Origin of the sequence: Campylobacter concisus, assembly GCF_002092845.1 — a bacterium.
Lineage (GTDB): Bacteria > Campylobacterota > Campylobacteria > Campylobacterales > Campylobacteraceae > Campylobacter_A > Campylobacter_A concisus_AQ.
On sequence record NZ_LVXF01000039.1, the window covers coordinates 50997 to 63914 of the forward strand.

Annotated in this window: 11 protein-coding genes and 1 pseudogene; 6 read left to right on the forward strand and 6 right to left on the reverse strand. The window is 39.4% G+C overall.

The features are described from left to right. Positions 1 to 8 precede the first annotated feature (8 nt). From A3854_RS07720 to A3854_RS07730, 3 genes are all read left to right on the forward strand, one after another. Complete coding sequence (locus A3854_RS07720; RefSeq protein ID WP_084041995.1) at positions 9 to 698, forward strand: tetratricopeptide repeat protein; 690 nt, start codon at positions 9 to 11, stop codon at positions 696 to 698. Positions 699 to 1083: 385 nt separating this feature from the next. Beyond that, the gene (locus A3854_RS07725) at positions 1084 to 1653 is read left to right on the forward strand and encodes a hypothetical protein (protein ID WP_084041996.1); all 570 of its coding nucleotides are present in this window, start codon (positions 1084 to 1086) and stop codon (positions 1651 to 1653) included. Between the two features lie 20 nt (positions 1654 to 1673). Beyond that, the gene (locus A3854_RS07730; protein ID WP_084041997.1) at positions 1674 to 4115 is read left to right on the forward strand and encodes a molybdopterin-dependent oxidoreductase; all 2442 of its coding nucleotides are present in this window, start codon (positions 1674 to 1676) and stop codon (positions 4113 to 4115) included. A gap of 31 nt (positions 4116 to 4146) precedes the next feature. On the opposite strand, the gene A3854_RS07735 is transcribed toward A3854_RS07730, so the two are convergent. After that, on the reverse strand, positions 4147 to 4455 hold the full coding sequence (locus tag A3854_RS07735) for a YolD-like family protein (protein WP_149714768.1): 309 nt from the start codon (positions 4453 to 4455) through the stop codon (positions 4147 to 4149). Then, on the reverse strand, positions 4445 to 5707 hold the full coding sequence (locus tag A3854_RS07740; RefSeq protein ID WP_084041998.1) for a Y-family DNA polymerase: 1263 nt from the start codon (positions 5705 to 5707) through the stop codon (positions 4445 to 4447). Before A3854_RS07740 ends, A3854_RS07735 begins: the two co-directional genes overlap by 11 nt. 260 nt (positions 5708 to 5967) lie before the next feature. Between A3854_RS07740 and A3854_RS07745 the strand changes: the two are divergent. Further along, positions 5968 to 6600, forward strand: a pseudogene (locus A3854_RS07745) (autotransporter domain-containing protein); the annotation flags it as partial. A 46-nt stretch (positions 6601 to 6646) separates the two neighbouring features. Here the strand turns inward: A3854_RS07745 and aroC are convergent. Genes aroC through A3854_RS07765 form a run of 4 tightly spaced genes read right to left on the reverse strand, consistent with a single transcriptional unit; the run spans position 6647 to position 9834 of the window. Continuing rightward, positions 6647 to 7714, reverse strand: a complete 1068-nt coding sequence (gene aroC, locus A3854_RS07750) for a chorismate synthase (protein WP_084042000.1) — start codon at positions 7712 to 7714, stop codon at positions 6647 to 6649. A gap of 8 nt (positions 7715 to 7722) precedes the next feature. Further along, positions 7723 to 8394 carry a ribonuclease III gene (gene rnc, locus A3854_RS07755; RefSeq protein WP_084042001.1) on the reverse strand — a complete coding sequence of 224 codons (672 nt, stop codon included), beginning with the start codon at positions 8392 to 8394 and terminating at the stop codon, positions 7723 to 7725. Continuing rightward, positions 8391 to 8825 (reverse strand): ribonuclease HI, encoded by a 435-nt coding sequence (gene rnhA, locus A3854_RS07760; RefSeq protein ID WP_084042002.1) that lies wholly within the window; start codon positions 8823 to 8825, stop codon positions 8391 to 8393. The genes rnc and rnhA overlap by 4 nt, the downstream gene beginning before the upstream one ends. Beyond that, a complete protein-coding gene (locus A3854_RS07765; protein WP_257639896.1) occupies positions 8803 to 9834 on the reverse strand; it encodes a tetratricopeptide repeat protein in 1032 nt (343 codons plus the stop codon). The genes rnhA and A3854_RS07765 overlap by 23 nt, the downstream gene beginning before the upstream one ends. A 55-nt stretch (positions 9835 to 9889) precedes the next feature. Between A3854_RS07765 and dnaG the strand changes: the two genes are divergently transcribed. Continuing rightward, positions 9890 to 11569 carry a DNA primase gene (gene dnaG / locus A3854_RS07770; protein ID WP_084042040.1) on the forward strand — a complete coding sequence of 560 codons (1680 nt, stop codon included), beginning with the start codon at positions 9890 to 9892 and terminating at the stop codon, positions 11567 to 11569. A gap of 105 nt (positions 11570 to 11674) precedes the next feature. After that, positions 11675 to 12910 (forward strand): M20 family metallo-hydrolase, encoded by a 1236-nt coding sequence (locus A3854_RS07775; protein WP_084042004.1) that lies wholly within the window; start codon positions 11675 to 11677, stop codon positions 12908 to 12910. Positions 12911 to 12918: the final 8 nt, after the last annotated feature.

Sequence of the window (12918 nt, forward strand, 5' to 3'; positions counted from 1 at the left end):
GGATAAAAATGAAAAATTTATTATTTGCGCTATTTGCGACGTTAAATTTATTCGCTAGCGAGCCGGACCTTTCGCCATTGTTAGCCGCAGATACGCTAGAAAAGGTCAAAAAATGCAAAAATCCCGACCTAAACGCCACCAAAGAGTGCGTGCAAGCGGGCATGGTAGCGGCAAACTTAAAGCAAGACTACGGCGCGGCGGAAGGGCTATTTAGCCTAGCCTGCGCCAAAGGAGACGGCGAGGGCTGCTTTTATCTGGGCGAACTTTATAAAAATAATCTAGTAAAAGCTGCGGATAAGAGCGAGCGCGAGACCAAGATTAGCGCGTATTACAAGGCTAGCTGCGTCCTTTACGAGTATTTGCCCGGTTGCTTGGCGCTAGCAAATTTCATGCAAGAAGAGCTGGGCAACGAGGCGCAGTCGTTTGCGATAAACAATACCCTATGCAACAAAAAATACGCTCCCGGATGCTACAACGTGGGTTGGATGATAGAGCGAACGGGAGGCGATATAGGCGAGATGATGGGGTATTACGAGCGCTCGTGTAAGCTAGGCTACGTAGGCGGCTGCGAGAGGGCGGCGTGGCTGTATGAGGGAAATTTCAACGAAAATAGATACGAGCAGGTAAAAAAAGACGCGAAAAAGGCAAAGCAAATGCGAAAAAAAGCGTGCGAGCTAGGCGATAAGCAAAGCTGCTAGATTGATAATAAGACGTTTTGACAAAAATTTTAAAACAATAAAACCCTAGGAAGTCTTAACATAGCTAGCAATTTAGAGTAGTAACTTTTAGCATATTTTTGAATTCTGTAAGAAGTTTGCTAATTTAAGTTTTTAAGTTTATAAAAGCTCTGCCATACTTTTTTATAGTGGTTAGTAAAGTAAGATTAAATTTTTACAGAGTTTGTGTTTGCTTATATTTTTAGCTATCAAAACAATCAACAAAACCCATTGATAAATTTTCTACTAAATCTTATTTTTAATAAAAATGAATATTAACTTTCTTAAATAAAGCTAAATATAACAATGTAATTTTAAGTTATTAGGTTATAAAATTTTTTTAAATTTTATTTTTAAGGATTGCAACATGAAAATGCTATTTTTAGCCCCTGTCTTAGCATGTAGTCTTGCTTTTAGTGCCGATGTCATCGCAAAAGATGCCAATGTAACGTTAGATGGTAAAAATATTGGAAAGATCGAAGTTTTAACGCCAGTTGAGGTTATAGAAAAAGGCGAAAAGACGAGTAAGATAAAGGTTAATGGTGTGGTTTCAGGAAACTATTTAGCCCAGCTTCAAAGAAGCATAGAAGATCCGGAAGTTTTTATTGCTTTTAATGATGAAAGTGAGGCAAATTTTAAAAAAGTAAAAGATATTGAAGATGAGTATGGCGAAGTATGGTACCAAGTAGAGGGTGTTTATGAGATACCAAATGACGTACTTGGTGGCGATACAAAAAATCTTTATGCAAAAGCACAAAAAATTTATGAGGAGACTTGTTCAGCATGTCATAGACTTCATGAGCCAAATAGCTTTACAGCGGCTCAGTGGCCAGCAAATTTAGCTGGAATGGTCGATGCAAAATTTGTAGCACTAGACGAAACTGACCTAAATTTAGTGCTTAAATACCTACAACACAATGCCAAAAAAGTAAAATAAATTTTCATAAGGGAGAAAATATGAAAAGACGAGATTTTATAAAATTTTCTGCACTTGCTGCCACAGCAGCGCAGGCAAACAAGATAGAGGGCGTGACTAAGACCATTTTTGACCAAAACAAAACCTTTGGCGCAAATAGATTTGGCCTATTTTGGGCAAATACCAACTCAAACCAAATCGTCTCTGTTGATCCATTTGAGGGCGATAAATTCCCAAATACCATGAACAACAGCTTGCCAGACCTCATCCAAAACGAAAGCCGCGTGCTCTATCCATACGTGAGAAAGAGCTACCTAAAGGCAAAAGGCGCAGCAAAGAGCGAGCTTCGTGGCAAAGAGGAATTTGTGCGTGTTAGCTGGGAGACAGCCCTTGATCTAGCAGCAAAAGCCTTAAAAGAAAATTTCGACAAATACGGCCCTGAGAGCATCTACGGCGAGTGCTACTGGTGGGGCGGTAGCGGCAAGATCAGCTGGGGTAGGACTGTTGGTCACAGGATGCTAAAAGTGCTTGGCGGATATGTAGAAGAGAGCGGCGACTACTCAACGGGTGCTGGCCTTGTTATCATGCTTCACGTCCTAGGCAACAGCGCCGTTTATGATGCTCCGACAAAGTGGGAGGCTATCGCTAAAAACGCTAAAAATGTTGTATTTTGGGGCACTGACCCACTTGTAACTGATCAAATTTCATGGCAGCCACCAACACATGATGGCTATCTTGGCATCAAAAAGATAAAAGAGGCAGGCATAAAAACTTATAGCGTTTGCGTCTTTAAAAACGACACCACAAGATACCTTGACTCTGAAGCTATCATCGTTCGTCCAAATACCGACGTAGCAATGATGCTTGGCATGTGCCACTATCTATATGAAAACAAGCTTTATGACGAGGAATTTATCAAAAAATACACAGTTGGCTTTAATAAATTTAAAGACTACCTACTTGGCACAACCGACAAAGTGGTCAAAGACATCAACTGGGCTAGCAAAATTTGCGGAGTAAAAGCTGAGGATATCGCAAAATTTGCAACAGCACTTGCAAAAGAGCCAAGCGTCATCATCGCAGGCAGATCACTTCAAAGACAAGATCACGGCGAGATGAGCTTTTGGGGTATCGTAACACTTAGCGCGATGCTTGGCCACATCGGTAAAGAGGGACTTGGCTTCGAGTTTAACCTCTACCACTCAAATGGCGCTACAGACAAGATCGCTCCGTCACTAAAAGGCATCAGCACTAGCATAAGCGAGAAATACGACAACGTAGATGGCGCTCCTTGGAAGAAATTTAAAAACGTCACCATCCCATCTTCAAGATCGATCGAGGCTTTGCAAAACCCTGGCAAAGAGATAGACTATGACGGCTCAAAGATCAAGCTACCACACATGAGAGTGGCTTACATGGCGTCTGGATCGATGTTTACAAGGCATCAAGACGTAAATAACGCCGTAAAAGCGTGGCGTAAATTTGACACCGTAATAACAGCTGAGCCATTTTGGACAAGCACAGCAAAACTAAGCGACATCGTCTTGCCAGTAGCCCTTGAAGTCGAGAGAAATGACATCAATCAAAGCGTGCCTACAAACGAGTACATCGTGGCTTACAAGCCTGTCGTAGAGCCTATGGGCGAGAGCAGGAGCGACTACTGGATCTGCTCACAAATCTGCAAACGCTGGGGCAGAGAAGAGGTCTTTACAGAGGGCAAAGATGAGCTTGGCTGGGCGAAAGAATTTTATGCAGACGCAGCTGAGCAAGCTAAGGGCATAAATGTCAAGATGCCAAGCTTTGATGAGTTTTGGAAAGAGGGATATGTTAGATTTGAGCAAGATGACGAAGCGAGCAGATACTACACAAGGCTTAGTGCTTTTAGAGAAAATCCTCACAAAAACCGCCTAGGCACGCCATCTGGCAAGATAGAGCTCTACTCTCCAACTATCGCTAAATTTGGCTACAAAGACTTTGCGCCGCATGTTGCTTGGATCGAGCCGTTTGAGTGGCTTGGCAGCGAAAAGGCTAAAAAGTATCCATTTAGCGTCACAACCCCACACTCAAGATACCGCCTCCACTCACAGCTAAATAACTCAATAATCAGAAACTACGCTGAATTATGCGCGCGCGAGCCAATGCTAATAAACGTAAATGACGCCAAAGCAAAGGGCATCGCGACTGGCGACGTGGTGAGAGTATTTAACGATAGGGGTGAAATTTTAGTTGGCGCGCTAGTCACCGACATCATCCCAGAGCATGTCATCGCCATCTGCGAAGGCGCATGGTACGATCCTGAAGTGCTAGGCGAGAAGAGCCTTTGTAAGCATGGCTGCGTCAATGTCCTAACTCGCGACAAAGGCACATCTAGTATCGCTCAAAGCAACTGCGGACATACGATACTAGCGGATCTTGAAAAATATAAAGGCGAGATCAAGCCAATAACTGCGTTTTCTAAACCAAAAATTTTACAATCTTTGTAGAATTTATATAAATTTAGCCCTCGCTTGGGGGCTAAATTATTTTTAGGTCATTTATATCTTCAAATTTGATCCTAGTTTTTACAACCATAAGAGTTTTATTTTTAAAATTTACATCGGAGATTAGTCCGCTAGCACTTGTATAAGTGTAGCCGTCATGATAGCTCACATATACTTCATCAGCCGGCCTTAGCTCGCTTATCTTTTTTAAAATTTCATCGACTTTGCTCTCATCAAGCTCTAGTTTTTCGCATTTTTCTCGCTCTTTTTGTCGCAGGGCTCGCTCTAAGGTTGAGAGAGGATTAAACGAGCTAAAAATTTTCGCTCTATCTTTACTCGCCACTTTTGTGCCCTCCGATCTTTTTATTTCGGTCTTGTCCAGTGGCTTCTGGCAGTAGATCGATAGCTCTTAAAACCGAGTTTTTACCAAATTTTTCTTTTATGAGATTTAGGGACTTTAAAACAGCCTTTTCTTTAGTGTCATCCTTAAAAAGACTAGAGTGAGTTAGACTCTCTTTTACTACGTCGTTTGCACTGATGCTAATTTGCCTAATCAGCCCAACATTTTTTATCTTGTTTAAAAGTAGCTCTTCGGCCAAACTCATTAGCATGCTTGAGACATTTGTTGGTGTCTTAAACCGAACACTTGCACGTTGTAGTGGCTCAAGCTTATCGGCAAATTTTATATTTATCGTTATTCCACTTGCCATTACTTCTTTGTTGATCATCCTAAGCGCTAGCCTATCAGCCATCTCTTTTAGTACGACTACCGCCTCGCAACGCTCGTAGTCTCTTGGTAAAATTTCAGAGCTAAAGTAGGATTTTGTACTTGGTTTATATGCTTTTATGTCAGCTATTGTCGTTGGCTCTATACCATTTGCGTGATCTATCGTTATATATGCATCAACTCCAAAAAATTTCTCAAGCAAGCTTCGCGGAGCATTTGCTATATCTTTCATACAAAAAATTCCATGTTTTTCCAGCTTTAGCCTAGTTTGCTTACCGATACGCCAAAAGTCATCCAAGGGTTGATGCGTCCAAAGACGTTCTTTATAAAGCTGCTCGTCTAAAAATGCAATCCCATCATCACTGTGCTTAGCCAGGATATCAAGGGCGATTTTTGCAAGGTATAAATTTGTGCCCATGCCACAGGTGGCCGTCACGCCAGTAGTTTTTAAAATTTCATCCATTATCTTTTTGGCTATGGATTTTGCATCGGTATTATAAAATTTAACATAAGAAGTAAGATCAATAAAGGCCTCATCGATAGAATAGACATAGATATCATCTTTTGAGACATACTTTAGGTATATCTCATAAATTTTAGCCGCATAGTCGATGTAAAACTGCATTCTAGGCGGTGCGATGATAAATTTTATAGCCTTTGGTATTTCAAAAAGCCTGCATCTATTTTTCACACCTTTGGCTCTAAGAGCTGGGCTAACGGCTAGGCAAACACTTCCGTTGCCGCGACTATCGTCAGCCACGACTAGATCGGCTTTAAACGGATCAAGCCCTCGCTCCACGCACTCAACTGAGGCGTAAAAGGACTTTAGATCAATGACGGAATAAAATTTTTGTGCTTCGTTTTTCATGGAGTGATTATAGATGAAAATTAGTAAAAGTTCGTTTTTGAAAAATCGATCTTAAGGCTAAAATTTCTAATAAAAATTTTTTAGAAACAAAATAAGCAAAATGGATAAATTTTACTAGCGGAGTTAGGGTAAATGCAATGCATAAAGAAGTTAATATAACTAACTGGACCTTCTATTGAAAAAAGTAGACAATCAGGTGTTTATATTGATTTAACAGATAGAAGTGATGTAAATTCTAGCAAAGTAAAAATAAAAATGGCGAGTCTATACTTGGGGCTTTTGCTATACCAACATTTGATAGCAGTGATGAAGATGCCAAAATAGATGGTAGAGTTAGAAATTATGGACTTGGTATTTTTTCAAGGCTAAATTTACCACGTGATTTTTATATAGATCTCATGGCAAAAGCTGGTAGGAGCCAAGCTAAGGTTGATGCAAAAGATGCGGATTATAAAATCTCAATACCATATTACAATGCTAGCTTTGGCGTCGGCAAAAAGATAAAATTTGATAGCTTTATACTTGATAGTGGGCTAAACTACGCACTCTCTTATGTTGGTAGCGATGAGGCAGATATCGGACAAAGCACATTAAAATTTAGCAGCGTTACATCAAGTAGAGCTAAAATTTATTCAAAAATAGCCTATGATGTTGGCAAATTTAATCCTTATGGGAAAATTAGCGCTGAGTATAAATTTAACACCAAGTCAAAAATAGCAGTGATCCAAGAAGACGAGGAGATCAGTCTAACTCAAAAAGGCACAAGCTCAGAGGTTGAGGTCGGTCTAAGATATACACCAACTTATGCAACACTCATAAATTTTGGCATAGCACAATCTTTTGGTAAAAAAGATCAAAGCAGCGCAAAACTTAAGTTTGCTTATAGATTCTAAAAATTTAGTGGCTTTTTGGCCACTAAATTTACTTATTTTTATAGATTTAGCCGTAAATCTTCTTTAAATTTTCAAGCTTTGTACTAGCATTTAGTAGTAACATATCGGCGATAACTAGCCTTATCATCGCAGTTGCAACGACACTTCCTCGTATGCCTATGCACGGATCATGTCTACCTCTTAGCTCAAAATCTACCACTTCGCCAGCTAAATTTAGCGTCTTTTGCTCTTTAAATATCGAAGGCGTAGGCTTAAAATGGCTCTTTAGCACGATCTCGGCGCCACTGCTTATACCCCCAAGTATGCCACCAGCGTTGTTGCTCAAAAAGCCAAGCTCGTCCATCTCGTCATTGTTTGCTGAGCCAAGCATGGAGCTTACATTTACGCCAGCACCTATCTCAACGGCTTTTACACCATTTATGCCCATCAAAGCCGCTGCTAACGCGCTATCTAGCTTATCATAAAGTGGCTCGCCAAGACCAGCTGGCACGCCTTTAGCCACGCTTAAAACCACAGCTCCCACGCTATCGTGCTCGCTTCTAGCTTTATTTACCACTTCTTTCATCGCTTCTTCATTGCCAAGAGCATAAATTTGAGAATTTTTAGCAAAGTTAAAGTCTATTTTGTCACTAAAAACTTTGCCTATGCCAAGCACTCCACTTAAAATTTCTATATTAAACTCATTTAAAAGTAGCTGTGCAAAAGCTCCACCAGCTACTCTAATGGCCGTTTCTCTTGCGCTTGAGCGTCCGCCGCCTCTGTGATCTCTAAAGCCATATTTTTTGAAATATGTAAAATCCGCATGGCCAGGGCGGAAAATTTCACGTAAATTGTCATAGTCGTTTGACTTTTGGTTGTTGTTAAAAATGGCAAAACCTATCGGTGCTCCAGTGCTTACTCCGTTAAAAATACCGCTAAAAATTTCTATCTTATCGGCTTCATCTCTTGCGGTTGTAAAGTTGCTTTGTCCGGGACGGCGTCTATCTAGCTCACTTTGGATGAAATCTACATCTATCTTTAGCCCAACTGGAAGTCCGTCTATCACGCCACCGATCGCCATCCCGTGGCTCTCGCCAAAGGTCGTTAAGGTTAGTTTTTTGCCAAATGTATTCAAAATTTTTCCTATTTTTTGATTTTTTCTAGTGCGATTTTTGCTGCGAGCTGTTGAGCTTGCTTTTTAGAGCTGCCAACGGCGCGTGAAATTTCTTTGCCATTTAGTAGCAAGGCTATCTCAAATTCTTTCTTATGATCAGGGCCTGACGTGCCGATGAGCTCGTATGTTGGGATGACGCCAAGACTGGCCTGAGTGACCTCTTGAAGAGCGGTTTTGTAGTCCTTTTCTAGGTGTGCAAAGTCGATCTGTGGATAGCAAAGCTCAAGCAGAGCGATCGAAATTTCTCGCACTTTATCAAGTCCAGCCTCAAGGTAGATAGCGCCCATCACTGCCTCAAACGCATCGCTTAAAATGCTATCTTTCTCACGTCCGCCATTGTTTTCTTCAGCCGTACTTAGGCTTAAAAATTTACCCATTTTTAGATGCCTTGCCATATTTGCAAAGCTTTTTTCATTTACAAGTGCGGCTCTTAGCTTGCTCATGTCGCCCTCTGCGATCTTGTTAAATTTCTTAAAAAGATACTCAGCCACGAGCAGATCCATCACCGCATCGCCCAAAAACTCGAGCCTTTCGTTATTTAGAGCCTGCTTTGTGCTCTTGTGTGTTAGTGCCTCTTCTAAAAGTGCAGTTTTTTTAAATTTATATCCAAGATTCTTTTCAAATTCTTCTAAAATTTTCATCTTTCATTCTCATCTTTTATTTTTAATGCCTCATCTCTTGCCATCTGGTCGCACTCCTCGTTTTCAGGGTGTCCAGCGTGCCCCTTAACCCAGCTTGCCACGACTTTGTGAGGCCTTGAAATTTCTAAATACTCCTGCCAAAGCTCTACATTTTTTACGTTTTTAAAATTTCTCTTTTGCCAGTTAGAAAGCCACTCATTTATGCTATTTACCACGTATGAGCTATCGGTAAATAGCCTCACTTCACAGGGCTCTTTTAGCGCTTTTAGCCCCATTATCGCAGCTTTTAGCTCCATTTGGTTATTTGTCGTATATGCCTCGCCGCCACTTGCTTTTTTCTGCGCTTCATTAAATCTCAATATATACGCCCAGCCACCAGCTCCAGGGTTTCCAAGGCACGAGCCATCGCTAAAAAGTGTTACTATCTTCACTTGGTTTTTCTGTGATGTGGGATAAAATTTTAACACTTCCTAGCTCGTGACAGACCGGACATCGGTAAAAGTGCATAGGAAATGAGTTTTTGCAGCTTTTACAAATGTAGTTAAAGCTTAGCCCAGCCGCATCAAATTTAGCGTCTTTTAGTTTTTTGATGACGTTTAGCTCAAAGCCATAAATTTCACATGGCTCATCTATATCGCCCTTTGCATAAAAGAGTGATTTGTACTTTGGATCGCTTAAATTTATAGGCGTTTTTAGGTTGTAAAGCAGATCGATCACATCTTCAAAACGAGCAAAATCTTTTAAATTTTCTAAATTTTCATTGTGCCTTATGAAAAGTGCTAAGATCATACGTCTTAAAAGCTCAAAATTTTGGCTAAGACGAGATAGAATTTCTACCTTTTCATTAAAGCTTAAATTTCTATCATCAAGCGTACTGATCGCCTTTATATAGGCCTTTTGATCTTTTACATTTACACCAAGCTCTTCAAGAGAATTTAGCGCATAAAGAGCTTCTTTGTAGTTTTTAAGTTTTTCATCTATCATCGTTAAAAAGCGAAGTGCAAGCACATTTCTTGGGCTTAGTTCAAGCACTTTTTCAAAGACTTCGCTAGCTTTTTTTAAAAATCCGGCCTTAAAATAGACCTCTCCAAGCTCGTTTAGGATAAATTCTTTTTCATTTTTATCTCTAACTTTGCCAAGTGCGATGAGATAAACACTAATTGATTTTTCAAAATCACCATTTTTGGCAAAAGTTTGCCCTAGCATGCAAAGGCTTTGAGCGTCTATCTCCGGACTTTGTAGCATCTGTTTATGCTCACTGCTTATGCCCTCTTTGCTATCAAATTTTCTTATAAATTTTTCGATTCTTTTTTTCTCATCTTTGCTCGAAAAGATACCCCAAGCATAGCTTAATGCAGCTATCATCAAAATAATGCTAAATAAAATAATAAGGCTAAATATCGGATCTCTATGCCCAATGAAAAAAATATCCACGCTCATACTTTGTAATAAAATTTTACTTTAATTATAACAAAGCGGTTGTATAATTTTGCTTATGATAGATCCAAAATCCATAGAAAAACTCAAAAATCAAATCGATATCGTTGACATTATAGAGCACTATTTGCCAGTTAAAAAAATGGGTGCAAACTACAAATGCGTCTGCCCATTTCACGATGATAGAAATCCTAGCATGAGCATAAGCCAAAGTAGGCAAATTTTTCACTGTTTTGCTTGCAAGGCCGGTGGAGATGCGATCAAATTTGTAATGGATTATGAGAAGTTAACCTATCCAGAAGCTATCGAAAGAATAGCTAGTCTTGTAAATTTTAGCCTTGAATACACAAGTGACAAAGCCTCAACACAAAAAGAAAATAAGCACATTTTAGAAAAGGCAAATGCCTTTTATAGGAGCGAATTTTTCAAGCATGAAGCCGCTGTGAGATATATCTATTCTCGTGGCATCAATGATGCGATGATTGAGAAATTTGAGCTTGGCTGGGCTGGGGATAGTGCTAGTACTATTAGGCTTTTACAAAATGAAAATATTGAGCCAAAAGAGGCGCTTGAAGTTGGAATCGTAAAGCAAAATGAGAAGGGAATTTATGCTAGTTTTATCGAGCGTATCACATTTCCCATATATGCGCACACAGCAAAACTAGTTGGCTTTGGCGGTAGAACGATCTCGGATCATCCTGCAAAATATGTAAATTCTCCACAAAGCATGGTTTTTGATAAGTCAAAGCTGCTTTATGGCTATCATTTGGCTAGGCAAAGCATTTTTGAAAAGAAGCAGATCATCATCACAGAGGGATATCTGGACGTTATCATGCTGCACTTTGCTGGCTTTACAAACGCTGTTGCCGTGCTTGGGACTGCGCTTACGACTAATCACTTACCGCTTTTAAAAAGAGGTGAGATAAGCGTAATACTTTGTTTTGATGGTGACTCGGCTGGTATAAATGCCGCCATAAAATCATCTCGTCTTTTAGTGCAAAACGAAATAGATGGAAGCGTTGTTATTATAAAAGATGGTGCAGACCCTGCGGATATGGTTTTTGCAGGTAGAAGCGACGAGCTAAAAGAGATGTTTGGCTCAGGGACTGAGCTTGGCGAGTTTTATATTGAGCAAGTTGTAAAAAAATATGATATTACGCGCCCAGTGCAAAAGCAAAAATGTTTAGAAGAGATAGTGGAATTTACAAATTCTCTAAAGCCAATAATCGCAAAAAGCTACGAATTACTGGTCTCAAATTTACTCAAAATAGAGCTAAATACTTTTAGCCTTCATGGACAAAGATATATAAATAGACAAGATCAAAATTTTACAAATGCTGTAACAACAAATAAACAAGTGGCTCAAAAAAAAGATAAAACTGATATTTTAGAATTTAGTGTTTTAAAGAGTATGCTAGCAAATAAAAATTACGAAGCTATCGTTTTAAACGAGCTTGAGGAGAAATTCTTCTTGCATCATAAAGATTATTTTCAGGCTGTTTTATTGCCAAATATTGAAGATAACGCGGTGCTTGTTAGAGAAATTTATGTTGATGAAAGCTCAAACGTAGCTTCGAGCGAAGATAGCCTTAAAGAGGCCATTTTAAAGCTAAAACTAAAATACTACGAGAAGCTTCGTGAAGATACCAGAAAATCACAAAAGCCAAATAAAATCGAAATAATGCAAAAAATTTCAGAAATTATAAAAAGCATATACGACAAACTACAAAAAAATTAGATTTCAAAATTTAACACTTATTCAGCTTTAAATCATAAAACTAAATGTAAAATGTTCAAAGTAATAAATGTTTTTAAGATTAGTTTTATTTTTTAAGGATTTATTATGATAAATTTTAAAAGATTTGAGGCGAATTTTAATGCTATAAGCAGATTTGGAGCATTAAAAGGTGGAGGGCTAACAAGGCTTGCATTTAGCAAAGAAGACTTGGAAGCTAGAAATTTTCTTATAAATTTAATAGAAGAAAATGGCTTTAAACTTAAAATTGACAATGTTGGCAATATCTTTGCCATCTATGATGATGGCTGTGAGCCAGGCGAGAAGCCAGTTTGTGTGGGCTCTCACATAGATAGTGTGCCAAATGGCGGCTTTTATGATGGTACGCTTGGCGTTATGGCTGGACTTGAGGCGCTAACCTCGATAAAAGAAGCTGGCATTAAACTAAAACGCTCACTTTGGCTCATAAATTTTTGCTGTGAAGAGTCAAGTCGTTTCAAGACAGCGACCATTGGCAGCAAGATAATAAGCGGCAAACTTGGTTTGCAAAGGCTTCATGAGCTAAAAGACGAAGATGGTATCTCGCTCTTTGAAGCGATGAGTAAATTTGGACTTGAGCCACAAAATTTAAATGATTCTATTTTAAAAGAACACTCACTTCATTCATATTTAGAACTTCACATTGAACAAGGCCCAGTGCTTGAGCAAAGCGGCATAAGCGTTGGCGTAGTAAGCGGTATCGCCGCTCCTATTAGATTTGAAATTATTATTCATGGTAAGGCAGATCACAGCGGTGCAACGCCGATGAATATGCGTAGTGACGCGCTGCTAGCTGCTTCACACATCATAATCGCAGCCAATAAATTTGCTAAAAACAAAAAAACAGCTGTGGCTACTGTTGGTTACGCACATGCAAAACCAGGCGTTTTAAACGTCGTGCCAGGCGAGGCAAGGCTTGGAGTTGATCTAAGAGATATTGATAAGGCAAGCCTAGAAGAGCTAAATTTAGAGCTTAGAAATTTTATAAAAGAGCTAAGCGGTGAGCTAAATTTTAGTTATGAGATAAGAGAACTAAGCAGTGACGAGCCAGTAAAACTTAGTGATCATGCTATAAATTTACTAAGCGAAGAGGCTGCTAAACTGGGCATAAAAACGCTTACTTTGCCAAGCGGAGCTGGACACGATGCGATGAATCTAACAAAACTTGCAAGTAGCGTTGGCATGCTTTTTATACCTTGCGTTGGTGGTATCAGTCACAATATAGCAGAAGCTATAAATTTTGATGATGCTTTCAAAGCTACACAAATTTTAACAAATGCACTAATTAAACTATCAAATGAATAAGGAGAAAC

Bases quoted from the DNA above. Each gene is read 5' to 3' on its own strand.
- A3854_RS07740 (WP_084041998.1), bottom strand. From the start codon at position 5,707: ATGAAAAACGAAGCACAAAAATTTTATTCCGTCATTGATCTAAAGTCC.
- A3854_RS07775 (WP_084042004.1), top strand. From the start codon at position 11,675: ATGATAAATTTTAAAAGATTTGAGGCGAATTTTAATGCTATAAGCAGA.
- A3854_RS07720 (WP_084041995.1), top strand. From the start codon at position 9: ATGAAAAATTTATTATTTGCGCTATTTGCGACGTTAAATTTATTCGCT.
- A3854_RS07730 (WP_084041997.1), top strand. From the start codon at position 1,674: ATGAAAAGACGAGATTTTATAAAATTTTCTGCACTTGCTGCCACAGCA.
- A3854_RS07765 (WP_257639896.1), bottom strand. From the start codon at position 9,834: ATGAGCGTGGATATTTTTTTCATTGGGCATAGAGATCCGATATTTAGC.
- A3854_RS07725 (WP_084041996.1), top strand. From the start codon at position 1,084: ATGAAAATGCTATTTTTAGCCCCTGTCTTAGCATGTAGTCTTGCTTTT.
- dnaG (WP_084042040.1), top strand. From the start codon at position 9,890: ATGATAGATCCAAAATCCATAGAAAAACTCAAAAATCAAATCGATATC.
- rnc (WP_084042001.1), bottom strand. From the start codon at position 8,394: ATGAAAATTTTAGAAGAATTTGAAAAGAATCTTGGATATAAATTTAAA.